The sequence below is a fragment of the Verrucomicrobiota bacterium genome (assembly GCA_019247695.1).
Taxonomy (GTDB): Bacteria; Verrucomicrobiota; Verrucomicrobiia; order Chthoniobacterales; family JAFAMB01; genus JAFBAP01.
In genome coordinates this window covers 1-25525 of the sequence record JAFBAP010000047.1, presented here as the reverse complement: position 1 = coordinate 25525, position 25525 = coordinate 1, and the positions used below count along the sequence as shown (strand labels likewise).

Below are 25525 nucleotides of genomic sequence, written 5' to 3'. Positions count from 1 at the left end.
TCTATCTCTGCTGGCTATTTCGCGGCGGGATCTGATATCACTTTTGCCTCGACGGTCCGAGGACGGTCCAATTTGAGAAATGGAAAAGCTCATCGCCTTAAGCGTCGTGATGCTCGCGCCGTATGGAGTGTTCGCTGGTCAGCAAATCAATAACGATCTCGCCGCGCCCCCGCCTTCAGCCGGCTATTTCCGAAGTAACGAAATCAGCGTCGGAGTTTTCGGCAGTTATCTGGACACCTACGGCGAGAACCATCAAGGCATTGGGAATCACGCGTTGGGGGACGGTCTGGAAGCCAATTACTTCCACTTTAAGTATTTGGGCATGTCAGTGGACGGTGATGCGTTTAATGAGATGCCCGGAGGCAGTTTTGGCGGCACGATGACGGGCAACCTGATCTTACGGCTTCCACTGGACGATTATCTACCCAACTTTCATGTCGCTCCCTATGTGTTCGGCGGGGCCGCCAAATTTTATAGTGAACGGGTCGGTCTCCCGAGCTCCACGCCCGGCGTTCAAAGGTACGTTGAGAGAACCGGGATTCTTGCGGATGTCGGGGGAGGCATCGAATACCGTCTGAATCCGAATCTCGGGCTTTTTGCCGATGCGCGCTATAACTTTGCCGCGAACTTGCGAAACGAGCTTATCACGACCCGGGCCGGCATCCGGTACGCGTTGCCCAGTTTCGGGCAGAAATCCACCAGTGAAGAGACGCCACCGAAGGACAAGATACCGATCATTGAGAACGAAAATTCAGGGGAGCATCAAAACTGGGCGATCCACTTTGACGCCGTGGAAGTCATTCAGGGCCAACCCGGGTTTCATTCGCCCTACGAGGGGCCTCAAAGCCTGTATCCGAGCGATAACTTCCGTCAGACTTCCGATGTCGATTTGTTTTTTGCTTTTCGCGTTTGGCCTGGCGGAGAAATCTATTTTAATCCGGAATATTACCAGGGGTTCGGTTTCGCCGAAGCCCATGGGTTAGGCGCCTTTTCGAATGCCATGGCCTATAAGACGGGTCAATACCGCGGCGACTTTAACATTCCCCACCTTTTCTTGCGTCAGGTCTGGGGATTTGGAGGCGAGCAGGAGGACCTGGATGCGGGCGCATTACAGCTTGCCGGGAAGGCGGACATCTCTCGACTGACTTTGCAGGTAGGCAGGTTCGCCGTTACCGACCTGTTTGACAACAATCAGTACGCGCATGACGGGCGGGGAGATTTTATGAATTGGGCCGCTGTGGACGCTTTGGTTTACGACTATGCCCAGGACGCCCTCGGGTACGCAGAGGGCCTGACCTTGGAGCTGAACCAAAAAGCCTGGGCGGCGCGCTGGGGTATCTTTACGATTGCACGCGTGCCAGACGGGAGCGCAACGGACGGTCACTATCTCCGGGCGTGGCAACAGGAAGCAGAACTGGAAGGGCGGTACGCGCTTTGGGGTCACCCGGGGAAAGTGCGTCTCCTGGGCTATCTTATGAGCGCCTCAATGGGCAGCTATAAGGCCGCCATGCTGGACTACCCGACCGAGATGCCGGACCTGGCTGATACTCGACGGTACCGGTATTCCTATGGAATCGTGCTCAACGTCGAACAAGAGATCACCAAGGATCTGGGCGGCTTCCTCCGGCTTGGCTGGCGAGACGCAAATTACGAGACCTACCAATTCTCCGATGCCACGCGAAGCCTGGAAATTGGGCTCTCGCTCAAAGGGACTGGTTGGCACCGTCCAAATGACGCCGTCGGCCTGGCTGAGATGCTGGACGGTATCGGTCACGCGGAATGAGAATACCTAAGCGACGGGGGACTCGGAATTGAGGTCGGAGATGGCAAACTTCCCCATTACGGTCTGGAGAACGTTATCGAGACGTACTACAATCGCGAACTTTTCAAAGGTATCAACGTAGCGCTCGACTATCAGCTGGCAGTTAATCCCGCGTTTAACGAAGACCGGGGTCCCATCAATATCTTTTCCGCGCGGCTACGCCTTACGTTTTAACGCCTCTTGGCACAGTTTGCCCGGCAGTATGTACAGCGAGAATTATTATTCCACAGCCGCTCCTGCTCGAGCAGTTAGCTCAAGCCGATCTTGGACAGTTATCCGGCGGGCAAAATTGCGGGAGCCGTTCCCAGAGCGGGCTGGCGGGCGATTAGCGCGTTAGGAACTCGAAAATGTAGTGCAAATTCTTCGGTCGCTCTCTCCTTTTTCATTGCGTTGGCACGCGGGGTGTGGTTGCTGGGGGTAGACCCAAGCCGCTCGCCCCATGTTCTTCCGCGTCAAACCCGCCGGCACCTAGCGATACCTGCAGATTGCCCATAGCGTCCGGGAAGGGAAGAAAGTCCGCCAGCAGGTCATCGCGACGCTGGGCCGACTCGACCTATTGCAACAGAGCGGCCAGTTGGATCGGCTGATGCGCTCGGGGGTGCGCCACTGCGAGGGCTTGGCGGTGCTAGACGCCCATGCGGCCGGTGGGACCCAGCCGGTGGCCGTGCGCCGAATCGGGCCCGACTTGGTCTTCGGCCGTTTGTGGCAAGAAAGCGGCCTCCCGGAAGCGTTGCGCGCGCTGCTCAAAGGCCGGCGCTTCGAATTTGACGTCGAACGGGGGCCATCTACCTGACCGTACTCCACCGGTTGTTTGCCAGCGGCAGCGACCGCGCGGCGGAACGTTGGCGCGACGATTACCTCCTGCCGGGCACCGAAGGGCTCGGGTTGCACCACCTTTACCGGGCGATGGCCTTTTTGGGCGAGCCGCTGCCGGCCAAAGCGCAACCCGCAAACGGCCCGGTGCGCTGCACCAAAGACGTGTTGGAAGAGCGGCTCTTCGACCGCCGGCGCGACCTGTTCACCGAAGTGGAGTTGGTCTCTTTCGACACCACCAGCCTTTACTTCGAAGGCCAGGGTGGGGAGGAGCTCGGCGAACGGGGTTTCAACAAGGACCACCGGCCCGACCTGCGCCAGAGGGTCGTAGGCTTGGCCCTCGATGTGCAAGGCAACCCGATCTGCTGCGAGGTGTGGCCGGGCAACCCCGCCGATGTCACCACCTTGGTGCCGGTCATGCAGCGGCTGCGGCGCCGCTTCGGCCTGCGGCAGGTCACGGTGGTGGCCGACCGGGGCATGGTCAGCCAAGAAATCCTGGCGGCCTTTGAAGGCAGTCAGCCCCCGGTGGGTTACATCGTGGGGGTATGCATGCGCCGCCAGAAGGAGGTCAGTACCAAGGTGCTGGGGCATCGGGGCCGTTGGTTTGAGAGCGTGCCGGAACGGGAGAACCCCAAAGATCCGGCCCCGCTCAAACTCAAGGAAGTCTGGGTCGAGGAGCGCCGCTACGTGGTCTGCCTCAATGAGGAAGAGCGTCGTAACGACGCCCATGATCGCAAAGCCATTGTCGCCCACCTACGGCAGCAACTACGCCAAGGCGACAAGAGCCTGGTGGGCAACAAGGGCTACCGCCGGTGTTTGAAAGTGGAGGGCGAGGGTCACTTCCAGATCGATGAGGCCCAAATCAAAGCCGAGGCGCGCTACGACGGGCTGTGGGTTTTACGGACCAACACCGCCTATGACGCGGAAACCGTCGCCCACGTCTACAAGACGCTGTGGACCGTGGAGCAGAGCTTTCGCACGGCCAAGTCGATCTTGGAAACCCGACCGATCTACCACCAAAGCGACGCGGCCATCCGCGGGCACGTCTTTTGCAGTTTCCTGGCCTTGCTGCTGAAGGTGGAGTTAGAGCGGCGCCTGAAGCAAGCCGAGGCGGCGAGCGAATGGGCCCAAGTGCTTGGAGGCCTGGAGGGCCTGCAGGAAGCGGAGCTCACCTACCAGGGCCGCCGCTTTCTACTTCGGAGTCAGCTCAATGGGGAAGCTTTGGCGGCCTTGCGGGCCGCCGGGACGGCCGCGCCGCCGACCTTGCGCGACATTTCCGCCCCGGCCGCGTAAGGCGAAATGTAGTGCCAAAGCGTTTTTGCACTTTTGTAACCCTTTCTTGGCCAGTTACTTACAAATTTGTGGTGTCTAAGATGGGTCAAAGTAGAGCGGGTCAACTTCCACCCCTTGGATCGGATCCTTGGAATCTTCATCGGTCCTTAACCCGCCTTTGGCCGCCCTCTCGTGCAGAGCATCGACGAGTTCAGGCAAAGGCATTCGCCCCACCTCTTTTTGAGAGCCATCTCGTGGTTCACCGGAATGACGGCGGTCGCGAGCCGCTCATTGGCATCTTGGGTGGACGCGCCGCCAGCAACGCCGAAGAGCGCTGCAGGATGCCCAACGTGCCGGTGGTGTCGTCGGAGGCATCGTCCGGGCGGCCGGCATCGACAAGATTAGGTTGGAGGACCTTGTTCAAGCGGCCGGGCAGGGCACGGTGCTCCGCGTCGTACCCCGTGTCAAGATGGGCCACACGAACCCTGGCCACGCCGGACGCGCCCGTCCGAGCCGCGAGCGCAGCGTCGAATTGTGAGTGGTCAGCGTCACGGACCCCGAAGGGATCGGGTGCGGTCGGGTAGTGTTGGTTCTGATCCTGCGCAACCGCGCACGTCCTCGCCATCGCGATCCCAAGACCTGCCTCTTCGCCCACGATCCATTGTTGCTGCAAATCGGGCTCCGCGAACTCGATCGCTCCGTCCGCAACGCCTAAACCGTTTTGCACCCGTGAGTGGCACAGGTTCCATAAATTTGGCTGATCCACCGGAACCGAGGGTTCGAACGCGTACCACGTTTTGTCAGCAGCTGCGGCCCCCAGCGCACCCTCTTGCCCGATGCTTCGGAAAAGGGGTTCAGCTTTAAAGTTCACAGAGGATGGTCCCAGCGCAAACCTGGTTTCTTTCAGGCCGGGCTGGCCTTTAACGAGAATGTATTGGGTGGAGGTTCTATCTACCATGCCATCTTGTGATCCAGGGATAACAGGAGCCACCGGCCTGGAGGAATACGGAAAAATACGTATTGGCCCGAAACGTTTCGGTCCGAGTCCGAGCTTTCTAACCGGGCAGGCACCAGACGAAACAGGTGAGCCAAGCACGGCCGGTGGCCGTTAGTTACGGGGCAGATCCCGCCCCGGTCCGATCCGCTTTTACACCCATTCTCAGGAGGGTTGAGCTGGTCTTGTCAGTGACCAGCGCAGCCTTTGCCAGTTCCCCGCAATAGCACAGGAGGATGCCAAACGTGAGGTTCAGGAAGATCTGGAGACGGAATACGCCTTCCATCTATGAGGATAGGCAAAGACCCAGACAGGGGAAGGCCGACTACCCTGCGACATCACTCCGCCTGCAGTTCCTGAATGCGTGTTGAGAGCGCTTCACCCCTCAGACCTACATAACGAATATAACCCCGTTTATCCAAGAGCCAAGTCGTCGGGATGGAATTGATTCCATACGCGGAACTGAGCTTGTTTTGCCACCCTTGACCATCGCAGTACTGGTGCCACGTCATTCCCATCGACCCGGTAACCGACCGCATTTGATCAACGTCCGTATCAAGAGAGATACCAATGATTTCGAATCCACGATCGTGGAGGTTTTTGTAAGTCTCTACGACCTTCGGCACTTCGCGCATGCACGGGCCGCACCAAGTGGCCCAGAAGTCGACCAGCACGACCTTACCACGAAACGCCTGCAGATCAACCCTTTGGCCGTCGACGGCTTGGAAGCTGAGGTCCAGCGGCTGGCGCATGAGTTCGGCTTTCCTGATCTCCATTTTTGCCTCGGCAGCAATGTTCTTGTTGCTACTTGAGGTCAGGCTCTTCAGCAGGTTCTCCGACTGGGGGGGATCCATTTTGGCGATTAGCCGGGCCCGGTACAGATTCAGATCGTCGCTGCGTTGGTCTTCCGGGTATTTTCCTATAAAATTCCGGATTTCCTCATCCAGTCCCCTAACGATAGTTTGATCGGTCGAGCCTTCAGCCTGCCGGGCGTGGAGCCTGATCAATTCAAATGTCGCCTCTTGCCTGGCTTGTTCCGAAGCATCGAGAGCCTCTTGTATTAGGTGAAGAAGATTTTCCGTATCCTTATCGTCCGGAGCTTCCTTATTATCGAGGCGTGCCAACACCGGGGCGATCCGGACTTGAAGGATTTTTGCATCCCACCGGTGAGGGTCTTGAGGAAATCGGCGGCAGAACGCGGACGCAGCCTCTTCGACCGCGTGGTCCTTGTCGCGCAGCATTCTCAGGGCTTCTTCCCGGGAGGCGGCATTACCCAGGGGCGTCCCGTACAGCTGTTGAATGTACTGCCAAAATATCCCCGCATCCTTAAACTTCGAGAAATCCTCGGCAACCAAACCGAGTGGAAACAGCAAGACTGCCATGGACAGCTTCAGGGAACGGTTATGAGCAGGGCTTATCACCATAATATTTTAACGATTTAAATTCAGGCACTTCCACGAAATCCGACGTCTTTATTGTCTATGCAGAGTTGATTAGGACGGACGACAGAAATGACCGCGAGACGCAACACGGATCAGCTCGACGTGATAACATTCCCGCGGCCTGGGCCATACCACTTTCGGGTGAGAGTTCCCGGACGGGGTAGTTTCGGCATTGCATGTTCGAGAATTTCGATTCCAATGCGGGATGGTAACCGAGAGCGGTGCGCACGCGGCACCTTTGTGCGCATCCATTCGAATTGCGGTGGTTAGAACCCAGTTTTGGCTATGACGGAGATAATCTTCAGCTCAGGCGCGGCGGTCAGGATGCGCCTGGATCAGCCATCCTCTCGCGAGAGGCCAAGCGATGTTCGGGGCGTTTGGACGTTAGTTACGGCAGCACTCGCCGTTGCCGCTTTCGGTGCCGGCCCGGTCCTCGCCACTCAATCCCATGCGAGCGCGCAGGGAGCGGCGTTGCTCGAGTTGGCGAGAAAACACTTCCACGAGGAGAACTGGCCGGCGGAAGAGAAGCTCTTCCGAGCGGCGGCTAGCGGAGGAGAAGCTGATGGCCGGGAAACGGCTACGGATGATGTTGATCCGGCAAAGGCTGCCAGCTGGCGAAGTGGGCGGATGATCAGACCGGAGCGACTCCGGTGGTTATGTACCGACCCGGCAGCGCTAAAGCTCGTGAGCATACGCGGCATTTCTCTGTCCGGCGTCCGCATCAAGGGAACTTTAGATCTGCACGGCCTGCAAATCCCCTTTCCGCTGCAACTGGTGAGTTGCGCTTTCGATGGTGAGATCGTCCTCGGGCATAGCCAGTTGCGGTCCTTAAATCTGAGTGGCTCTTTCGTTAAAGGGGTGGAGGCGGATGGCTTGCACGTCGAAGACGGAATCAACCTTGGCAGCGGCTTCAACGTGGAGGGAAAGGTGGAACTCACGAACAGCACGGTCGGCAGCGACCTTAAGTGTACCGCCGGCAAGTTTCTCGGCGCCGCTGATGGGACCGCCCTTGACGCGAGCTCAGCCAGGGTTGGTGGCAGCGTGCTCCTGGACAACGCCCAGTTCGAAGGGGCGGTGATTTTCAACGGCGCAACGGTCAGCGGGATCTTTCAATGTGACGGCGGTCACTTTACAGACTCAAAGGGTAACGCTTTAAACCTCGACTCGATCCGAATCGATCGCAACCTCTTCCTGCGCGGCGCCACGTTTACTGGCCAGGTCTGGTTGTACAACGCAGCCATCGGCGGCAACTTCGAGTGTCGCGAGGGGACTTTCGCCAACCCTGATGATGGCAAAGCCTTGATTGCGAGTTCGGCCCGGATCGGCGGCAATGTGCTGTTGACCACTGCCCATTTCGAAGGGGCGGTGATTTTCAACGGCGCAACGGTCAGCGGGATCTTTCAATGTGACGGCGGTCACTTTACAAACGCAAAAGGTTACGCTTTAAACCTCGACTCGATCCGAATCGATCGCAACCTCTTCCTGCGCGGCGCCACGTTCGCCGGCCAGGTCTGGTTGTACAATGCGGCCATCGGCGGCAACTTCGAGTGTTCCAAGGGAATATTTACCGGGTCCAAGGATGGGGCCCTGGATGCCAGTTCGGCCAAGATCGGCAGCAACGTATCGCTGGGGCGAACCCAATTCAACGGAACGGTAGAATTCGTCGGCGTAACGATCGGAGGCGACCTCGAGTGTATTGCAGCCACTTTCGCCAGCAACCCTGAGGATGGCAGAGCCTTGATCGCGAGATCGGCCCGAATCGGCGGCAGCGTGGTATTGGTCGCTGCCCATTTCGAGGGAGCGGTAAACTTTATCGACGCAACGGTCAGCGGGATCTTTCAGTGCGACCGAGGCCAGTTTAAAAGTGCGAAAGACAACGCCTTAGGCCTCGACTCGATCCGAATCGATCGCAACCTCTTTCTACGCGGTGCCAGATTCAACGGCCGGGTCTGGCTGTACAACGCGGATATCGGCGGCAACTTCGAGTGTTCCAAGGGAATATTTATCGGGTCCGAGGATGGGGCCCTGGATGCCAGTTCGGCCAAGATTGGCGGCAACGTCCTGTTGAACCAGGATCTTGTGATGAGGGGGACGGTGCGTCTCCAAGGCGCAACGATCGGCGGAGATCTGGTCTGTGAAGGCGGGAAATTTTTCAAGGATGGGACGAACGTTGGTGCCCTCGAAGCCGATTCGGTGAGAATCATGGGAAGCGTCTTCTTGCGTGATCATTTTACTGCGGAGGGAAACGTGAGTTTCAAGAACGGCCGTATCGGGCACAACTTCATGTTGGAAGGTGTTGACCAGCGTGAGAAACTCACTCTTGACCTGCAGTTTGCAAAAGTCGGGACCTTCTTGAATGACAGGCAGAGCTGGCCGCAAAAGGGTAACCTGCTCCTTCACGGCTTTGTCTACGATGTAATCGATGCTAAAGCTCGACCGGACGATGCCCGTAACCAGGTCCAGTGGCTTCACCGGCAGCGGGATCAGTTTCTGTCTCAACCCTACGAACAGCTCGCCGCGACTTTACGCGGCATGGGGCTTCACGAGGAAGCTGTATACGTGATGATCGCCAAAAACAGGGATGCCGGGCGGCACTCGAATGGGCCTTGGAACTGGTTCTGGTATCACACCCTTGGGAAGCTCATTTGCTACGGCTATCGTCCTTGGCGTGCCCTTTTACTTAGTATCGTGATCGTCATAATCGGTGCAGGCCTGTTCAAGATCGGTTACCATAAACGAATTGTGATGCCAACCGCCGGTGACGCCTATTATGCCGACAGCGACGAGACGGAGCTAAAAGAACGTTATCCAAAATTCAACGCGTTGATCTATTCCCTGGAAACATTCGTGCCGCTGGTGAAATTGGGAATGGAGTCACATTGGATTCCCAATGCGAATCGGAGTTCAGACCTCCATCTGAGCAGGGTTGTTCTTCACCTGAACGGCAGCATGTTGCGCTGCTACCTTTGGCTTCACATCATCGCCGGGTGGATACTCACCACACTCTGGGTGGGCGGATTTACGGGCCTTCTTAAGACGTGACGTTAGATCAACCGTGGAACTACTCTGTTATTTTCGGCACCGCAGTGACGATCGATCCGGGCGATCCTTTCGTGCACCGGGACTAACGACGCGCAGCGACGAGAGGTCACGATAGCGGGTTAAGTCAGCAATCCCCCCGGCAGTATCGGAGCCGGTTTCGTGGTCTTGCCTGCGTACAACCTCCTCCAGCTGGCGGGCACAACGTAAGAGTTCACACGGTCACACGGCGGGCACAGCGGGGTTGGCGGGCACAACGTAAGAGTTCACACGGCGCCACGGCGGAACACGGCGACCACGGCGGGAAGAGAGGAATTATCCGCAGAACACGCAGAAGGACGCAGAAAAGAGAAAACATCCACGGATTACGCAGATTACACAGATTTAAGGGCACACGGCGGGCACGGTGAACTGGCGGGCACAACGTAAGAGTTCACACGGCGAACACGGCGGAACACGGCGACCACGGCGGGAAGAGGAACGGAAGCCTTGAGATCGGCGGCTCTGCCCCAAGCTCGCCCCCGACCCCCGACACCCGGCGCCGCGTTCAGTCCGGAGGGTATTTGGCAACGGCTTCACCGTCTTTACCACACCCGGAAAAGCCTCTAGCGTTTTTGGAATATCGCCTTGGCGCCTGGGTTCTCCCGGCGGTGGAGTCTGCTGATCTCGCTCGCGGGAATCATCAGGACATGAGGCTCGAGGCGTTCACAACGGATACGCCCGGTGGCGATGGCATTCAGGATGCTGCGTTTATGAGAGTGAGTGATCGCCGCAAACTGGAGCGGGGTGAGGTACTGAGGAAGCTCTCCGGCATTCATTTTCTTCTGGCACTGAACAGATCAACGGACGGCCGGGACGTGGATTTACTAATTTTTGTGAGTATTCCGCGATATTTTCCGGCCTGACCGTTCAATTCTGCGGAAACTTGTCGCCGCCGGCAGCGGGCAGGGAGTCGCTCCGGTGCGATCGGGTTTCATCCATGCCAACGAGTAGCGGGTTCGTTTGCGGGACGGCTTGCGCGGATGCAATGGTGTGATGTTAACTGCGTAAGCCGGGTCAACTTGCGTCTGACAAGCATCCGGCAAAACATAATTTTACCCCCCTTGGAACGATGCTCAGGAACATTGATTTGTCGCGAAAGGTCGCGAAACCGGAGTACAAGGCGCTAAAGGCTGAGGCGGACCTGAAACTGGCCGCGCTCCAACGAGAGATCAAAGCGCTGGGCATCCCCGTCATCGTCGTCTTCGAAGGGTGGAGTGCGGCCGGCAAAGGCACGCTTATCAATGAGATGATTCTGCCGCTTGACCCGCGGGGATTTACCGTGCATAGCGCCCGGGGCCCGACGGAGGAGGAGGAGGCGTTTTACCCCTTTTTGTGGCGATTCTGGAAACGGACGCCGACCCGGGGGCGGCTGGCCATTTTCGACCGGAGTTGGAACCGCCGGGTGGTGACCGACCGGGTCGAAGGCAAGGTCAAAGGGAAAGCACTCCGCCAAGCGTTCGAGGACATCCGTTTGTTTGAGCGGCAGCTGACGGATGAGGGGGTGATCATCGTCAAGTGTTTCCTCCACATCTCCAAGGGCGAGCAGAAGCGACGGTTCGACGCCCTGCGTGCGAACGCGACGACGGCCTGGCGGGTGACGAAGGCCGACCTGCGGCAGCACGAATGCTACGGCGGCTACCTGGAAGCAGCCGAGGACATGCTGATTGAGACCGATGCCGACTATGCTCCCTGGACGGTGGTCGAGGCTCATGACCGGCGGTTCGCCACGCTCAAGATTTTCTCGACGGTAATCGATGGACTCGAGCGGGGGATGGCGGCCTGGCTACGTAAGGCCGAGCCGGCGCCGGCGCGGCCCGTGGCCGAGTCATCTTTCACGGCCAAGGCGTTCAAGGCGAGTGCGCTCGACCAGGTGGACCTGTCCCTGTCATTGTCTCCCGACGAGTACGACGCCCGTGTCAAGGACGCCCAGGTGATGCTCCGTGAACTGGAGCATGAAATCTACCGGCGACGAGTCCCCGTCGTTATCGCGTACGAGGGATGGGATGCCGCCGGCAAAGGGGGCAACATCCGCCGGTTGACGCAGAACCTGGATCCGCGGGGATACGAGGTGGTGCCGATCGCCGCCCCGAACGACATCGAGAAAGCTCACCATTACCTGTGGCGTTTCTGGGCGCAGATGCCGAAAGCCGGGCACATCACGATCTTTGACAGGACCTGGTATGGTCGCGTCCTGGTCGAAAGGGTGGAGGGATTCTGCACCGAGGCCCAATGGCGAAGGGCCTACCGCGAGATCAACGGGATGGAACAGCAACTGGTCCATTTCGGCATGGTTTTATTGAAGTTCTGGCTCCACATCGATCCGGACGAGCAGTTGCGCCGGTTCCAGGCACGCCAGCAACTGGAGCACAAGCAGTGGAAGATAACCGACGAGGACTGGCGCAACCGGGAAAAGCTGGATCAGTACCGGGATGCCGTCGAGGAGATGCTGCACCGCACGACCACGCCGTACGCCCCGTGGACGATCGTCGAATCCAATTGCAAGCGGTACGCCCGCGTCAAGGTGCTCGAGACTGTCTGCGACGCGATCCGCAAACGCCTTAAGGAGTGACGGGGAGGCATTCCCTTAATCTGTGTTAATCCGGGTGATCTGTGGCTGTTCTCTCTTTTCTGCGTTCTCTGCGGGCCCGCCGCGCGCGTCGCGCCAACGCATCCAGCAAATTGCACCGAAGCTGAGGCATGCGTAAATCGCCGCAACGGCGGGTAAGCTGAAATCGCTCAGGTGCCTTCCCAGGCCGACACCTTTTATCAGCCAAAAAGTGCCAAAACTCGCAAATAAGATCCCCGCCCCGAGCTTCAGGAGCACGTCCGGGAGCCTGACCAGGTAACCATGGAGTAGCAGGACGATCGTGACGGCCACCCCGGCGGCGCAAAAAGCGCCCGAGATGGCTTCCAGCCAAGCTTTTGAACCGAGCGCGATGCTCATCACGATCAGGACGGCCTCGAACACTTCCACGGCGGCGCCCTTCATCATAATGATGAAGTTCAGGTGGTTAAACCGGCGCGAATTTCCGAGTGACTCCAGCTTCTTGCCTTTCAATGGATGCTCGATCCACCCTGCACGCTTCCCGCGTGCCAGGCGGAGGACCGATTTGGGGATCCATTTGCCGCCGAAGTAAAGCAGCGCTGACCCGGCAAGGCACTGCACCCAGCGGATCGGGAAGAGGGCCAGTCGTGGCCCGAGCAGGAGTGCCAGAAGCCCAACCAGGACAACGGCGGCCACGGTTCCACGCAGCGCCTCTCGAGGGAAACCCGAACGGGCGACCGCATACGCGATCGCCACCACTTCCAGGAATTCAACACCCGCGCCCATGAGCGCGCCGAAGAACACTCCAAAATTCCAGAAACCCATACCGTCACACGCCTTTTTGTTCCGGGAGAACGGCCGGCAGAGGAACCTGCGAGCCTCGAAATTCAATCGACCAGAGCCGCTGCAGTGCAACGGTCGAGACGGAGCTGATGATCAGGGCGAGGAAGAGCCCGCGCGCCCCGAGTAGAGGAATCGAGATCAGCGCGAAAACGAGTAACAGTAACGTGTCGACCAACACGGAAGAGAGCAGCAGCTGCGGCCGGCTTGTTGCTTTGAACGAAAGGTTAAAGTTCCAATAAACGGGGCGGATAAGGCACAAAGGCAACGCCCACCACCACAGGCGCATCGGGTTGACGTCTGCACCGGGGCTACCTCGCCAAGTTATCAGCACAAAAAGGCAGACGCCTGCCAGTGCCGCGAGCGTGCCGGAAAGGGTGAGTTTCAGGAAGCGGTCGACCGAGCGCCTGAGCAACGTATGTGATCGCTGCTCGGCGCTGTAGGTGGCGGCGGCCACTTGGTCGACTAACCTCACGCCGAGGGAGAAAACGATACCCAATACCTGTTTGACGCGCGCGTAATCGCCCAGCTCGCCCGGGTTTGATAGAAGGCGTAAGAGTGCTACGTCAGTATGTTCCCCCACGTGTTGGATCCAGGATTGGATCGTTAAAATTCTGGCGTACCGGCCGAAGTACCGGATGACCTTTCTCGGGACTGTCACCGGGCGCAAACAGGTATGCTCGAGCAGCAACAAACCCGTTCCCCGGACCAGGAATTCCATCAGGTTGGCGAACAGCAATCCGGCTGCGGTGCGGTGATAGAAAGAAACCAGCACGATCGTCAGCAACCAGCTTATCGCGGCGCAGACCTCAATCAACGCGATGGCCCGGAACGCAAACCGGCGTTGGGCGACGATTTGCGACGTATGATAGCCGGCCTCCGTTAGGATCAATGCAGGCATGAAGATGAATACCGGCTGCAGATCGATAAACCACGGGCTGCACCAAACCAAAGCCGAGATGATGCCACACGCAAGGACGCCCAGGGCAGCGGTGATCAGAAAATGAAATCGGATGTAGCGCCGGTTCAGTTCAGGCAAGCTCAGGAGGGCGGGATCCTGGCCCAGGTCGCGCAGCATGTTGCAAAAGCCGACGAGCATCAGCGCGCTCGCAAAGGTCGCGAATGGTTTTGCTCCGACCTGTGAAGTAGACAGGAAGACGCCAAAGACCCGAATCGTCTGGCTGACCACGCTGGAACTCGAATAATAGAGGAGGTGTTTCGTAGCGACCTGAGGTTCGGATCGCAGGGTTAACCCGCCCGGGTCCGTTCACAAGGGTGGAAATGTGACACTTTTGCCATGTTTCCGGCCGAAGCCACTCATGAGGCGCGCGTGCGTCAGCCGGCGAAAACATGACGTTCTTGTCACATTTCCGGCATTCACGGACGTCACGGTCCCCCCTATGAAACACAGGCGGAAAGAGGCAATATGCATCGAATACGCACCGTTCGGCTTCACAGGCTCTACCGGCGCCTCCAAAACCGGGTGATTGCAGTTGGCGGTACTTTTCTCCTTACTTGCCTGACGGCCCTATGTCAGCAAGCGTCCAGTCCACCGGATCCAGCAGACGCAAGTGGAATAACGGCCGAACAGATGCTCAATCCGATGGTGGTTACGGGAACGGCGCCGCACCCGGAAAACCAACCCATCGCTGAAGAGATCACCGAGGAAGCGGCTAACCTGGAGGTCGTCCAATCGCGTCAGGAAATCGCCCGATACCCCGACGTGAGGTTGGGCGAGTCCCTGAAAAGGCTGCCGGGAATCGGGCTGCAATACAACCAGGGACAGGGCCTGTATGCCTCGGTGCGAGGCATCGATCCCAACCTCGTCGGCGTCACTTTTGGCGGGGTCCGTTTGCCGGCGACCGATGCACTCGGACGTCACGTCTCGCTGAATCAGATCCCCTCTGACCTGGTGAGCCAGATCGTATTAACGGAATCGAATACTCCTGACCAGGATGCCGAGGCTTTGGGCGGCACCATCGAGCTCACTCCGCGCAGTGCCTTTGATTCATCTAAGGTCACCTTCGAAGGCCGGATGGGGTCCGGCTTCCTGCCGCTTCGACCGGGTTACCCGATCATCGACGGCTCAATCACGGCCGGAACCACCTTCGGATTTGGCGCGGGCGGGAATCCCTTCAGTTCGCACCGGGAGGGCACCGCTGCCAGCCGACGGGACCCGTCCGGAGATGGCAAAGGGCCCGGTAACCCCGTGCCGGCCAACGGCGAAAACGCGGCCGGTCCACGACCATTCGGTGTGCTTGGGGGAGCCGCATATTATGACGATCATGTCGGAGTTGACAGTTTTCAGGCCGCCTATAACGACGGCACGCCGGTCGCTTATGACACGAAACTCCTCAACGAGCTCGATTTCTACAGATTCACTTTCCACCGCCGCACGTATGGTTATGGCGGCTCGGTTGACTACCGGCCCTCGGAAAATCTTCGGCTTTACATCAATTTCGACGACGGCGGTTACGTCGAGTCGAACGTGCGTTACGGGTTAAGCCTGCTCAACCTGAATACCGCAGTCAGCGCCACGGATGCCCCCGCCTCAGACGGGCCGGACAGCAGGACCTTTCGGACGACCCGGGGCGAGCTTCTTTCAAGCCTCCGGTACAAAACTGAGGAACACCACGATAACCAGGTCCTCTCCGGTGGTGGCCGGGCGTTGTTGGGTCCGCTGATCGTGGATTTCCGAGGGTCGTTCGCTCAGGGGTATAGTTTCAGTCCCCTCGATTCGACCCTGAACTTCGCCACGCCGAAGGATGAGGTGATTTCCTACAATAATTCCGGGACCGCAGACCGCCCGACGATCATTCTGGGAGGTGCGCCCGGACTCACGAGGCCCTTTGATCCGACCCAGTACAAATTCAGCTCCCTGACTATCGACCGCAACGGCAGCACGGATACGGAAGTCGCCGGTGCCATCAACGTTACCGTTCCGATCACCCTCGCCGGCTACTCGGCCGCGCTGAAGTTCGGCACGAACCTTCGGTTCCGAGACAAGGATCGTTACGACGATCCGCAGACCTATTCTGCATACCACGGTCCTGCGGCGAGCGGAGAGAATAATTTAACCCTAGCCGACGTTGCGGGCAGCTCATTCTATTCGGTGTACGGAGGTTACTATGCCCTGGGATTTTCGCCAAGCCTTCCCAAGTTCCAAGCCTTCATGAAAACTTTCGGCGGCGGATTTGCGCGCAACGCGCGCGCCGATGAGGTGACCGCGCTTCAGGCTTACTTCGACGACACGGAAAATGTCTATGCGGGTTACCTGCAAGGAGACATCTCGTTCGGCCGGCTCAATTTGCTGGCCGGCGTACGCCTGGAGGCCACACAGGCTGACTATGGCGCCTACGCCAATGCGCCCGGGACCGACCCGGGTACACCATCCTCCTACCACTTTGTGAATCGTTACGCGAACTACGCTAACCTGTTCCCTTCGTTTCAGGCGAAATTCCAGTTTACCGACTATCTCCAGGCACGATTTGCGTACTCGACGGCGATCGGGCGTCCCACCTTCGGACAAGTTACCGCGGCGACAATCGTGAACCAGGTTGATCGAACAATCACCTCCGGCAATCCCGGCTTAAAGCCGACAACCGATAACAGCTTCGACCTGGCGGTCGATTTTTATCCCGTCAAAGGGGCTCTGTTTACGGTTGGCGTGTTCGATAAGGAGCTGGCAAATTACGTGTTTCAACGATCTCTTAACGTGCTGGTCAACAACGTTAACTATACGGAAACTACCTACTTGAATGGCGGCAGCGCCTACGCCCGTGGAATCGAACTGAACTATCAGCAGGAATTCGAATTCCTGCCGGGTTTCCTGTCCGGGTTTGGCATTGCCGCCAATTACACTTACGTCGACAGCAGGGGAAACGCGCACCCCACACAGGCCACGAGGCTCCCGTACACCGCGCCGAACCTTTACAACGTCAGTCTTTTTTACGATAAGTACGGGCTCCAATTTTCCCTTGCGGCCACATTCACCGACCGAAGCCTGGAGGCGATCGGCTCATCTACATTGACCGACCGATACTTCGATACAGAGTTTCACCTTGACCTTTCGGTAAGCTATCGGTTCTGCAACGGTCTAGGGCTCTACGTTCATGCAAAGAATCTTACCAACCAAGCGTTCAGGGTCTATGAAGGGTCTACAAACCGCCCCATCCAGCGGGAGTTTTACGGGGAAACCTACGTGGCCGGCGTACAATTCAAATTCTGAAACATACCGGTTGCGGATCAAAACGTGAACTTCCCACCGGCTGAAAGCGATCCGTTTGACCCGCAATCCGTATAGACATACCATTTAGACGATTATCCGGGTAACATTTCGACCGGGTTTCAGCCCCGAAGGGGCGCTGGAACATAGCCCAGGGCTTTACCCCCTGGGCTAAGTTCCTTTGGCCCTTCAGGCCATCAAACCGTCTGCCGGCCCGCTGGGCCTGGACCGTTGATACGGTCTAATAGGTGTAACGCCGGCATGGCCTGGGAAGGAAGACAAAAATTCTACCTCCATAGCCGTCGAAATGGTAACAGACCTTCCGTACGAGGGGGACGCCCGGGCAGGTGCGTTTCCGGCGGATATACCCGAGCGGTTCCCCCCCCAAACCACGGCTCAGACTACCTCCGGGACTGCTGCGTCTGAGTTGCCAATCCCGGCAGATGGGTTTCCAGGTCGAACAGAATTGCCGCCTGTTCGAGCAGTTTCTCCCGGTTCCGGCGCAGGTCGAGGCCGGTCCGGGCCGCGGGGTAGGGCGCCGTTCCCTTGAGCCCGGCCCAGATGATCCGGTTAAACAGCTGCGGATCGAAGAGGTTATCTTCCCGGCTGAAATCGAAGTCTTTCGTCTTTTCGGCCCAGTACGCCGCGTCGTGGGTCGAAATTCCGCCTGATACCGAAACCGGCGGATTCTGAGGCACGGGCAGGGTCGTGCCGAATACGAGGTACGCAGAGGGTTGTGCGACGAAGTCCCAGTCCTGCTGGTTAAGGTCGAAGCACGAGGTCATGGGGCGTGCCGTCGCAGTGTAAAGGTTCAGGTGCTCGAGGCCGAGGACGTCTTCGATCGTACGGATCAGGTTAACCGTGCTGTACCGGTCCGAGACGAGGGCGTTATGCTTTACGTACGGCCCCACGACGTAGGCCGTCGAGCGATGTGCGTCGACGTGGTCGGGACCATCCTGGGAATCATCCTCGCAGATGAAGATGAGGGTATCGTTTTTGTAACTGCTGTGGGCAACCCGGTCGACCAGCCGGGCGACGGCATAATCGTTGTCCGCCTGCTGTTTCTCCGGCGTGTTTACCATGTCGAGGGCACGGTTGAAGTTGCCCATGTGATCTTCCATGAGGCGCACGAAGCTGAGCTGCGGCAAATTGCCGTTCTGGTCAAAGGCTGCAAACTCGCGCTCCCACTCGGCTTCACGATAGAAATCCGGGAAGGCGGTATCGAAGCTGCGGAAGTAAGGGTCGAAGTTGCGGATCAAGGCCGGCTTGGTGGGAAAGGCGACCTGCAGGTTTACCGAGGCCGGGTTACGTTCGAGCGGGATCTGGTAAGCGCTGATGTCGGTGTTTCCCGACGTGGTGCCGTAACGGACCAGGTCACAGAAAAAGCCGTAGTCGCGGATGGCCAGCCCTGCACGCAGGGCTGCGTCCCAGAGATAACCTTTTCCTTTCTGACCTTCCGGCCCGTCAGGGGCGGCGACGTCGACGGCACCCGGGAGAATGTCCGGGTCATTCGTCAGGTAAGGCGCAGCTTGCAAACGCCGGTCCAATCTTGCGTAACCGACATTGACGTCGCGGTTAGTACCTTCGGTATCGTACGAGAATCCGCGGCCGGCGTAGTTTTCCGTGATGCTCTTCACGCCGTAATCGGTTTCCCGGCCCGCCGTGCTCCAGGGCCAGCCGTTGCCGCTGACGTCGCCCGGGGTGTAGAAATTATCCAGGAGGACAAAATCGGTCACGAGCCGGTGGAAATTCGGCGTCACATCGTACCCGAACTGGGTGATGAACGGGTCGCCGTTGCCTTCAGGCAGGTCGCCGAGAAGCTGATCATAGGTCCGGTTCTCCTTGACGATGTAGATCACGTGTTTTATCCGGTTGCGGAGCCCGGCCATCATTGTCTGATCATTGGCGTCCGGCTGCACCGAATAGCCGTTGTTAGCGGCCACGGTGCGGGTAAGTTGATCCAGGGTGCCCGGGTCGGTGACCAGCGGAATGGTAAGCAGCCCGGCTTTGTCCAACTGCAACACGTACTGGTTTGCCGCGTTGCTGTTTATCGGGTTGGTGAAATGTTCCGGGTTGGGACCGGCGGGGCTCTTCCAATTGGTCACGAACAGGAAGTTGCCATCCTGGCTCGTGGCGACGGCCGTGGGCCAGAACGAGGTAGGAATCAGGCCCGTGACGCGTCTTGCGCTCAGGTCGATGACGGCGAGCGAGTTGTTGCCGGCGTTGGTCACGTAAAGCGTTTTCTCGTCGGGCGAGAGCGCCAGATTATTGGGGATGCTGCCCCTGTAGGGTTGAAAGTTGCCTACCGCGTAGTCCGGACCTGTGGTTCTGATGGTGTGCAGCAAGGAATTCGTGTTAGCGTCAATGACGTTGACCACGTCCTCCATGTCCGCCGTCACGAACAAACGGGTCTGGTTCCGGTTCAGCAGCAGCGAGTTGGGTGAACCCTTGACGTTGATGCGGGCAACGACAGCCGGCTGCTCACCCAGTGTCCCCAGGCTGACCGCCACGATTTCGCGGTCCCTGAGGCTGGAGACGTACGCAAGGTCATTGCCCTTGATCACCACGCCATAGGGGTACTCGCCGCCGGGCACGCCTTGCTGAGCCGGATTGATCTTACCGGGGCGCAGGTCGACCTCGCCAACCACCGTGCCGGCGTGCGGGTCTACGATCGAAACGGAATCGTTTTCCAGGTTGCAGACGACCAGTCGCGAGCCGTCCGGAGTGACCGCCAGGCCCGCGGTTTCCGGCGGCGCATCACTTGGGGTGACGCCGTTGATTCCCTTGTGGCCAAGGCTGACCGGCGTGCCTGTGTCCGACCACGTACCGTCATCCGAGCGCGTGAAAATGTGCACGTCGTCGTCTTTACCACCTCCGACGTAGAGGGTGTTTCCTGAGGGATCGAACGCTGCGCCGACAAAGGTGTTCGGAATCTGGATAACCTGTTTCTTAACCGGTTTGCCGCTGCTTACGTCGTAGACAAAAATGTACTCGGTGGAGGCCGCGGGATCCTGTTTACCGGTCGGGTCATACCACAGGTTGTACCCCGAAATGACGATCACCATCGTCTTTTTGTCAGGGCTGAGGACCGTGGCGGCTCCACCGCTCGGCCGGAAGTCAGGGTACTTCGATAATTCGGGGTTGAAGTATTCGAACGCGGACCCCGGAGCAGCCGTCGGGGTGAGAAGCTGTCCGGCGGGGGTAACGTTGTCGTTCTGATCCTGCGCCGAAGCTGAAAGTGCAGAACCGAGTGCGACCAGCAGGGCCGCAACCTGCGCCGCAACCGGATGCACGGCGCCGCAAAATGAAGGCCTCATTTTCATTGGGGTAGTCCTTAGGGTGCTGAAGCAGTCAACCTGTCGAACGGCAGGTGAATTCCATCAGGCCAGCACTAAAGGCCAAAGGGCGGGTGAGGCAACGAAAGTTAGTTAACAGTGTCGTAACAAATTAACCGAATTGTCATGATTGCACCGTTTGGGCGTGCCGGGTGGCGAGTTTTTTGGGCAAAACTACCTGCACGGCGGTTCCCTGCCGGAGCACGCTTTCGATACAGATAGTTCCGCCATGCAGTTCGGTGATCTTTTTACAAATGGCGAGGCCCAGGCCGCTTCCGTTTCGATGAGCCCGTGCTGCGTCGATGCGGTAGAAACGATCAAACAGCCTGGGCAAATGTTCCGGCGCGATGCCCTCTCCGGTGTCCTGAACCGTCAGCGCCACCACGGTTCCCTGGTCTTCACATCGGACCTCGACTTGCCCGCCTGAAGGCGTGTGTTCGACCGCGTTCGCGGTGAGGTTGGACAAAAGCCGGCGAAACAGGTCCGGGTCGGCCTGCAGTTTCGCGTCTCCCTGCGCTCGCAGGGTGACTTCCCGTTCGTTAGCCCACGGCTCGAAAAAGTCCAGCAACTCCTGCACGACCTCCGAAACGGGGATCTCGGCCCAGCGCAACGGGATGGTCCCGTGATCGGCGCGGGCAAGGAAGAGCATACCTTCAACCATCCGTGCCAGACGTTCACACTCCTCCAAGCCGGACTGCACGACGCGGCGGTAATCCTCGGCGGTGCGAGGTTTGACGAGCGCCCACTGTGCCTCACCCAGAAGGTTGTGGAGGGGAGTACGGAATTCATGGGCCAGATCGGCAGAGAACTGCGAAAGGCGGGTGAAGGAATCCTCCAGGCGTTCGAGCATGTTATCAAATGCCTGCGCCAGGGGAATCAGCTCCCGCGGCCAGGCGGTAGTGCCGATGCGTTCCCCAAGGGCGGTCGCACTGACGCGTTGCACGGCGCGGGTAATCTTCTCGAGCGGCCGGATTCCGCGCTGTGCGATCAATGCTCCCAAAAAAGCCGAAAGGCCGGTGAGAATCGAGAGGGCGAGCAGCAGCTTTTCCTGGAACGCAGCGAGGACACGTTCCTGGCCGGACACGTCCAAACCCAGTTGGTAAACATAGGTTTCGTGGTCGGGGGTTTGCGCGATGGCCGACGTCAGGAGAAGCGCGTGACCGTCCCGGCGCCATCGGGCCGTCGCGCCAAGGGTGCGGTCGACCGGTGCAGCGGCCGGGAAACGGGATGCCGGCGGCAGTAAGGCATCCGCCCCTGCAGACGCGAGCTTCACGGTTCCTTCGGCGTCAAGCAGGCGTGCGTAGTAGGCCGAGTTTTTGCGCGCGGCACTTTCCCATTCGACCTCCTCTTCCAACGCCTCGCGCTGGTGCGGACGTTCGCGGACGATCTGGCGCAGGACCGCGACCTTGTCGGCCAGCACAGTGCCCGCCTCGGAATCCAGGGTCTCGCCCAAGGCGCGGTAAAGGAACGCGCCAACGGCTCCGAACGAAATCGCTGAAGAAAGGCTATAGAGCAGGGCGAGCCGAAAGACGATCGACCAGCTGCGCGCCGGGCCTGGAGCCGGTTCAGCTGCCTTCAAGGACATAGCCTACCCCGTAAACCGAGCGGATCAGCGGTCGCATGGACGGCAGATCAACCTTGCGCCGCAGACGCGTGACCGCGACGTCCACGACGTTTGAGCCGCCATCGAACTCCAGTTTCCAAACCTGCCGGGCGATCTGCGTGCGTCCGAGAACCTCGCCGGCATGGCGGGCCATCAACGCCAGAAGGGCAAACTCCTTGGGTGTGAGATGCAACGGAACGCCGCCCCGGCTGGCCGTGTGCTTCAGCAGGTCGACTTCAAGGTCAGCCACCCGCAAGCTCAGCGGCGGGCGCTCGAGCCCGCGCCGCTGGATGGAACGGATTCTCGCGAGCAGTTCCGGAAGCGCAAACGGTTTTACGAGGTAATCATCCGCCCCCAGATCCAACCCGCGCACCCGATCGCCGACGGCATCACGCGCCGTAAGAAACAGCACGGGGGTCGCCTTGCCTTTCTCACGTAACGAGGTGAGGACCGACCAGCCGTCGCCGCGCGGCAGCATGACGTCGAGCAGGATGAAGGCGTAATCTCCAGCCAGGGCCTTTTGCAGACCTTCCTGCCCGTCTCGCGCCGTATCCGGAAACCATCCGGCTTCACGGAGCGACTCACAGAGGAACGCGGCGGTTTTGGGATCGTCCTCGATAATTAGTGCATGCATGGACGGTTAGCCAAGTGCGCCGCAGCCTTTGCCGTCGCAAGTGTACGAGCCGGTTTTGCCATCCTGGCGGCCAGCCAAAGTCAGGAGGTGTGTGAGGAACAGCACCCCCCGCGAGGGTGGTCAGAGATCTTTCACCGCCCCTTTACCTATCGGTGTTGCCCCTACCCCGTGTACCAGGAGCGCCAGCGTTTCGTCAGCCGCGTGGTGAACTTTTTGCCTCCGCGCCGGTATACGCCCTGGGCAATCTTCAACGCGCGCTGGTGCAGTTGTCCGCGCTCGAGGTCAATGTGCGCCAGGAGGCGCCGGAAACTTTGTTGTTCTTCGGACGTAAGTTCACGTTTGTCGGGCACCTTGTTCAGGTAGTCGCGCAGGAGGGTCAGATCGCGCGCGTCGCCGAGCGCTTCGCCGACCTCGTCAAGTTTCGCCAGCAGCGGCTTGACGCCCTTAACCTTCCTGATCAGCGCCAATTCGTACCCGAGATCCTTGACGCGTTTGCGCAGTTCATGCCACTGCGCGTCGGGTGCATCCGGTGTGTTTTGGATGTCGGCCAGAAGCTGGCGGCCCTGGCGGTAAGTCTTTCGCAGGCCGGTTTCGACCGTATCGGTCCAGTCGTCTTTCCGGGTGTCATCCTCAAAGGGCAACACGTTGCCGGCCAACCGTTGCACGCCTTCAGCCGCGTCCCGGTAGGTTTCGGCCTTGACCGGCGCGTGGGCCTGGCCGCGCAAGGCCTGGCGCACCTGCGCCACCCACCGGAGCCGGACCCGCGGACGCCGACCGGCGTCCAGGCTTTCACGGTAGGCTTTCTCAAAGGCAGCCAGCGTGACCGCGGCATCGCGAGGCCCCGAGAGCCGGCCCGCAAAATCCCGCAACACCTGGTTGCGCTCTTTGCGTGCCTCGGCCGGGAGCGCTCCGCGCGTGAGCCGCAAGGTCGCCCTCAGGTGCTTAATGGTTTTTCGGGCTGTGTGCACGGGCTCGGCCGTGAGCCCGTCTTTGCCTACAAGTTGCGATACCTCCCGGAGCCGTTCTTCGGCAATTCGCCGGAGTCCCTGTCTCAAATTCTCACTGCGCTTTAGTCGTAAATTCATCGGACTTAATCCGCACAAGGGTCTGAGTGCTTAGCCTGTTTCGGACCGGGTGGCAGGGCCTCGCGCTTCGGTCCGCAAACGTGGGGGGAACAGCGGCCAGCGCGCGCTTGATCCCGTCCCGGCTTGCCTCAAGCGCGTACGGTCACAAACCACCGCGGCATTATCGTCGCGGTTGCGGACGCGTTCAAGCGACGGTTCGGGGGCACGCAACGGCCTTCCCGGGGCTCGAAATCTTCGCTCCCGGGTGATGCGCCAGCCAAACCAGAGGGCTGCACCCGACCACCAACCGGGCCAGGCCGGCCTGCAAGGCTCACCATTGCTCCGTCAGGAGGCGGAGTTCTTCGATCAGGGTCTCGATCTTTTTGAGGTCTTTACGGCGACCCTTTTCCGGTCGCAGGTTGAGGCCGCGGCACATGGCGAGCATGTCTCGCAGATCCCCTAACTTGCTGACCGGAAGTTTTCGCGCCCTTTGCTGGCCCCGGACTGAGGCTTGAACCTGGTCGAGGGTGGCTTCAACGCCGGACGCATAGGTTTCGATGCACTGGCGCCAGAGCAGGCGAACGGTTTCGAGTTCTTCAGCCAGGGACTTTACTGGGGACGCTTCCGGAAGCGTGGTCATGCAGGAACGGCATGATGGTGGAAACGTCAAGAAAAGTCACGCGGAATTCGGTCTATCGATTCGATCTATCCACGACGCGGGTGTATCTGTCGAAATTGTAACAATCGGCGGGTTGCTATTACCACCGCGGTATGAAATGAAGCCGGTGCAAAGAGTAACCCGGACAAATTGCATGGCCCATTGGCGTACCGGCTGGATTTCAGATTTTCACCTCGGCATGAAAGGAAGCAAGGCCGGTGTGCTGCTGGACTTTCTCCGTGAAAACGACTTCGACAGGTTATACCTCGTCGGCGACATCATCGATGTCCTGGCATTGCGGCGCGGGATTTTCTGGCCCCAGGAACATAACGACGTCATCCAAAAACTCCTTCGCAAGGGCAGGAAGGGCACCGAACTTATTTACATTCCCGGAAATCACGACGGATTCGTGACCGGCTATTTGGGCACGTATGGAAGCGTCACCCTGCAGAAACACGCGATTCACACCACGGCCAACGGCAGGCGCATTCTGGTGTTCCACGGGCACGAACTCGATGCCCTGGTGCAGAACCTTGGCTGGCTAGGGCATGCGGGCGATTTCGGGTATACGGTGCTGCTGCGAAGCAACGGGATTGTTAATCTGGGCAGGCGCCTGCTGGGACTCGAGCCCTGGTCGCTGAGCGCTTATGTAAAAGGGCGGGTAAGGAACGTCGCCACATTCATCAGCAATTTTGAAGAAGCGGTTGTCCGCTATGCGCAGGATTATAAGGTGGATGGAGTCATCTGCGGCCACCTCCATACGGCGACGGTACGAAGGATCGGGGCAACCGAGTATTACAACACGGGTGATTGGATAGAGAGTTGCACGGCCTTGGTAGAAGATTGTGACGGAACGATCAAACTAATCCGCCAGGCAGCGGAAACCCGGCCCCGGGAACACGCCGCCGACCTCGATCGAGAGTCAGTCGGCACCTGACTTAAGTTCCTGCTGTGAGTTAACCCACTTATGCCGTCGAGCTTCGACGCCGGCGACAAAGCGGTTTTCAGACCCGAAGGGGCGGTCGGTAGAACATAGCCCAGGGTGAATCCCTGAGCTTTACCCACATTGTTTGAGGGCAGCGCGGGACAGCCGTGACCGTCTTACGGCCCGAAGGGCCAAGAGAACATAGCCCAGCGTTTACCCCTCGACCTGACCCGCAATTCTGCCACCGTCAAGCAAGACCCGGCACGCGCCAC

General features: G+C 59.1%; 17 protein-coding genes and 1 pseudogene. 8 read left to right on the top strand and 10 right to left on the bottom strand.

Going from position 1 to position 25525, the window contains the following annotated elements; translation table 11 throughout:
* Positions 1-79 precede the first annotated feature (79 nt).
* From JO015_05010 to JO015_05000, 3 genes and pseudogenes are all read left to right on the top strand, one after another.
* Positions 80-1783: a carbohydrate porin gene (locus tag JO015_05010; GenBank protein ID MBV9998458.1), complete on the top strand. Its 1704-nt coding sequence runs from the start codon at positions 80-82 to the stop codon at positions 1781-1783.
* A 27-nt stretch (positions 1784-1810) separates the two neighbouring features.
* Positions 1811-1996, top strand: coding sequence for a carbohydrate porin (locus tag JO015_05005; GenBank protein ID MBV9998457.1), 186 nt, complete (start codon positions 1811-1813; stop codon positions 1994-1996).
* Positions 1997-2261: 265 nt separating this feature from the next.
* Positions 2262-3928 (top strand): annotated as a pseudogene (locus tag JO015_05000) (IS1634 family transposase).
* 238 nt (positions 3929-4166) lie between these two features.
* On the opposite strand, the gene JO015_04995 reads toward JO015_05000, so the two are convergent.
* The 3 genes from JO015_04995 to JO015_04985 all read right to left on the bottom strand — a co-directional run bounded on the left by JO015_04995 (position 4167) and on the right by JO015_04985 (position 6283).
* Complete coding sequence (locus tag JO015_04995) at positions 4167-4865, bottom strand: hypothetical protein (GenBank protein MBV9998456.1); 699 nt, start codon at positions 4863-4865, stop codon at positions 4167-4169.
* A gap of 154 nt (positions 4866-5019) precedes the next feature.
* Positions 5020-5187, bottom strand: a complete 168-nt coding sequence (locus JO015_04990; protein ID MBV9998455.1) for a hypothetical protein — start codon at positions 5185-5187, stop codon at positions 5020-5022.
* 52 nt (positions 5188-5239) lie between these two features.
* The gene (locus tag JO015_04985; GenBank protein MBV9998454.1) at positions 5240-6283 is read right to left on the bottom strand and encodes a TlpA family protein disulfide reductase; all 1044 of its coding nucleotides are present in this window, start codon (positions 6281-6283) and stop codon (positions 5240-5242) included.
* A 345-nt stretch (positions 6284-6628) separates the two neighbouring features.
* On the opposite strand from JO015_04985, the gene JO015_04980 reads away from it, so the two are divergent.
* The 3 genes from JO015_04980 to JO015_04970 all read left to right on the top strand — a co-directional run bounded on the left by JO015_04980 (position 6629) and on the right by JO015_04970 (position 11993).
* Entirely contained in the window at positions 6629-9385 is a 2757-nt protein-coding gene (locus JO015_04980; protein ID MBV9998453.1) for a hypothetical protein, read from the top strand.
* Between the two features lie 611 nt (positions 9386-9996).
* Positions 9997-10287 carry a hypothetical protein gene (locus JO015_04975; GenBank protein ID MBV9998452.1) on the top strand — a complete coding sequence of 97 codons (291 nt, stop codon included), beginning with the start codon at positions 9997-9999 and terminating at the stop codon, positions 10285-10287.
* Positions 10288-10493: 206 nt separating this feature from the next.
* Complete coding sequence (locus JO015_04970) at positions 10494-11993, top strand: phosphate--AMP phosphotransferase (protein ID MBV9998451.1); 1500 nt, start codon at positions 10494-10496, stop codon at positions 11991-11993.
* A gap of 15 nt (positions 11994-12008) precedes the next feature.
* Here the strand turns inward: JO015_04970 and JO015_04965 are convergent, their stop codons facing one another.
* Both JO015_04965 and JO015_04960 read right to left on the bottom strand, forming a co-directional pair.
* Positions 12009-12794, bottom strand: coding sequence for a hypothetical protein (locus JO015_04965; GenBank protein ID MBV9998450.1), 786 nt, complete (start codon positions 12792-12794; stop codon positions 12009-12011).
* A gap of 4 nt (positions 12795-12798) precedes the next feature.
* Positions 12799-13998: an oligosaccharide flippase family protein gene (locus tag JO015_04960; GenBank protein ID MBV9998449.1), complete on the bottom strand. Its 1200-nt coding sequence runs from the start codon at positions 13996-13998 to the stop codon at positions 12799-12801.
* 402 nt (positions 13999-14400) lie between these two features.
* On the opposite strand from JO015_04960, the gene JO015_04955 reads away from it, so the two are divergent.
* A complete protein-coding gene (locus JO015_04955; protein ID MBV9998448.1) occupies positions 14401-17037 on the top strand; it encodes a TonB-dependent receptor in 2637 nt (878 codons plus the stop codon).
* A gap of 398 nt (positions 17038-17435) precedes the next feature.
* Here JO015_04955 and JO015_04950 read toward each other — a convergent pair whose 3' ends face one another.
* The 5 genes from JO015_04950 to JO015_04930 form a co-directional block, all read right to left on the bottom strand.
* A complete protein-coding gene (locus JO015_04950; GenBank protein ID MBV9998447.1) occupies positions 17436-20351 on the bottom strand; it encodes a beta-propeller fold lactonase family protein in 2916 nt (971 codons plus the stop codon).
* Positions 20352-20493: 142 nt separating this feature from the next.
* Positions 20494-21954, bottom strand: coding sequence for a heavy metal sensor histidine kinase (locus JO015_04945; GenBank protein ID MBV9998446.1), 1461 nt, complete (start codon positions 21952-21954; stop codon positions 20494-20496).
* On the bottom strand, positions 21935-22606 hold the full coding sequence (locus JO015_04940; protein ID MBV9998445.1) for a winged helix-turn-helix domain-containing protein: 672 nt from the start codon (positions 22604-22606) through the stop codon (positions 21935-21937). The genes JO015_04945 and JO015_04940 overlap by 20 nt, the downstream gene beginning before the upstream one ends.
* Before the next feature lie 161 nt (positions 22607-22767).
* A complete protein-coding gene (locus JO015_04935) occupies positions 22768-23691 on the bottom strand; it encodes a CHAD domain-containing protein (GenBank protein ID MBV9998444.1) in 924 nt (307 codons plus the stop codon).
* A gap of 310 nt (positions 23692-24001) precedes the next feature.
* A complete protein-coding gene (locus tag JO015_04930) occupies positions 24002-24310 on the bottom strand; it encodes a hypothetical protein (GenBank protein ID MBV9998443.1) in 309 nt (102 codons plus the stop codon).
* A 172-nt stretch (positions 24311-24482) separates the two neighbouring features.
* On the opposite strand from JO015_04930, the gene JO015_04925 reads away from it, so the two are divergent.
* Positions 24483-25265: a UDP-2,3-diacylglucosamine diphosphatase gene (locus tag JO015_04925; GenBank protein ID MBV9998442.1), complete on the top strand. Its 783-nt coding sequence runs from the start codon at positions 24483-24485 to the stop codon at positions 25263-25265.
* Positions 25266-25525 lie beyond the last annotated feature (260 nt).

What these genes read in the sequence shown, in the direction of transcription:
- JO015_04980 (MBV9998453.1), top strand. Translation starts at nt 6,629, where the DNA reads ATGACGGAGATAATCTTCAGCTCAGGCGCGGCGGTCAGGATGCGCCTG.
- JO015_05010 (MBV9998458.1), top strand. Translation starts at nt 80, where the DNA reads ATGGAAAAGCTCATCGCCTTAAGCGTCGTGATGCTCGCGCCGTATGGA.
- JO015_04925 (MBV9998442.1), top strand. Translation starts at nt 24,483, where the DNA reads ATGGCCCATTGGCGTACCGGCTGGATTTCAGATTTTCACCTCGGCATG.
- JO015_04935 (MBV9998444.1), bottom strand. Translation starts at nt 23,691, where the DNA reads ATGAATTTACGACTAAAGCGCAGTGAGAATTTGAGACAGGGACTCCGG.
- JO015_04930 (MBV9998443.1), bottom strand. Translation starts at nt 24,310, where the DNA reads ATGACCACGCTTCCGGAAGCGTCCCCAGTAAAGTCCCTGGCTGAAGAA.
- JO015_04970 (MBV9998451.1), top strand. Translation starts at nt 10,494, where the DNA reads ATGCTCAGGAACATTGATTTGTCGCGAAAGGTCGCGAAACCGGAGTAC.
- JO015_04955 (MBV9998448.1), top strand. Translation starts at nt 14,401, where the DNA reads ATGCTCAATCCGATGGTGGTTACGGGAACGGCGCCGCACCCGGAAAAC.
- JO015_04995 (MBV9998456.1), bottom strand. Translation starts at nt 4,865, where the DNA reads ATGGTAGATAGAACCTCCACCCAATACATTCTCGTTAAAGGCCAGCCC.
- JO015_04965 (MBV9998450.1), bottom strand. Translation starts at nt 12,794, where the DNA reads ATGGGTTTCTGGAATTTTGGAGTGTTCTTCGGCGCGCTCATGGGCGCG.
- JO015_04945 (MBV9998446.1), bottom strand. Translation starts at nt 21,954, where the DNA reads ATGTCCTTGAAGGCAGCTGAACCGGCTCCAGGCCCGGCGCGCAGCTGG.
- JO015_04940 (MBV9998445.1), bottom strand. Translation starts at nt 22,606, where the DNA reads ATGCATGCACTAATTATCGAGGACGATCCCAAAACCGCCGCGTTCCTC.
- JO015_04990 (MBV9998455.1), bottom strand. Translation starts at nt 5,187, where the DNA reads ATGGAAGGCGTATTCCGTCTCCAGATCTTCCTGAACCTCACGTTTGGC.
- JO015_04950 (MBV9998447.1), bottom strand. Translation starts at nt 20,351, where the DNA reads ATGAGGCCTTCATTTTGCGGCGCCGTGCATCCGGTTGCGGCGCAGGTT.
- JO015_04985 (MBV9998454.1), bottom strand. Translation starts at nt 6,283, where the DNA reads ATGGCAGTCTTGCTGTTTCCACTCGGTTTGGTTGCCGAGGATTTCTCG.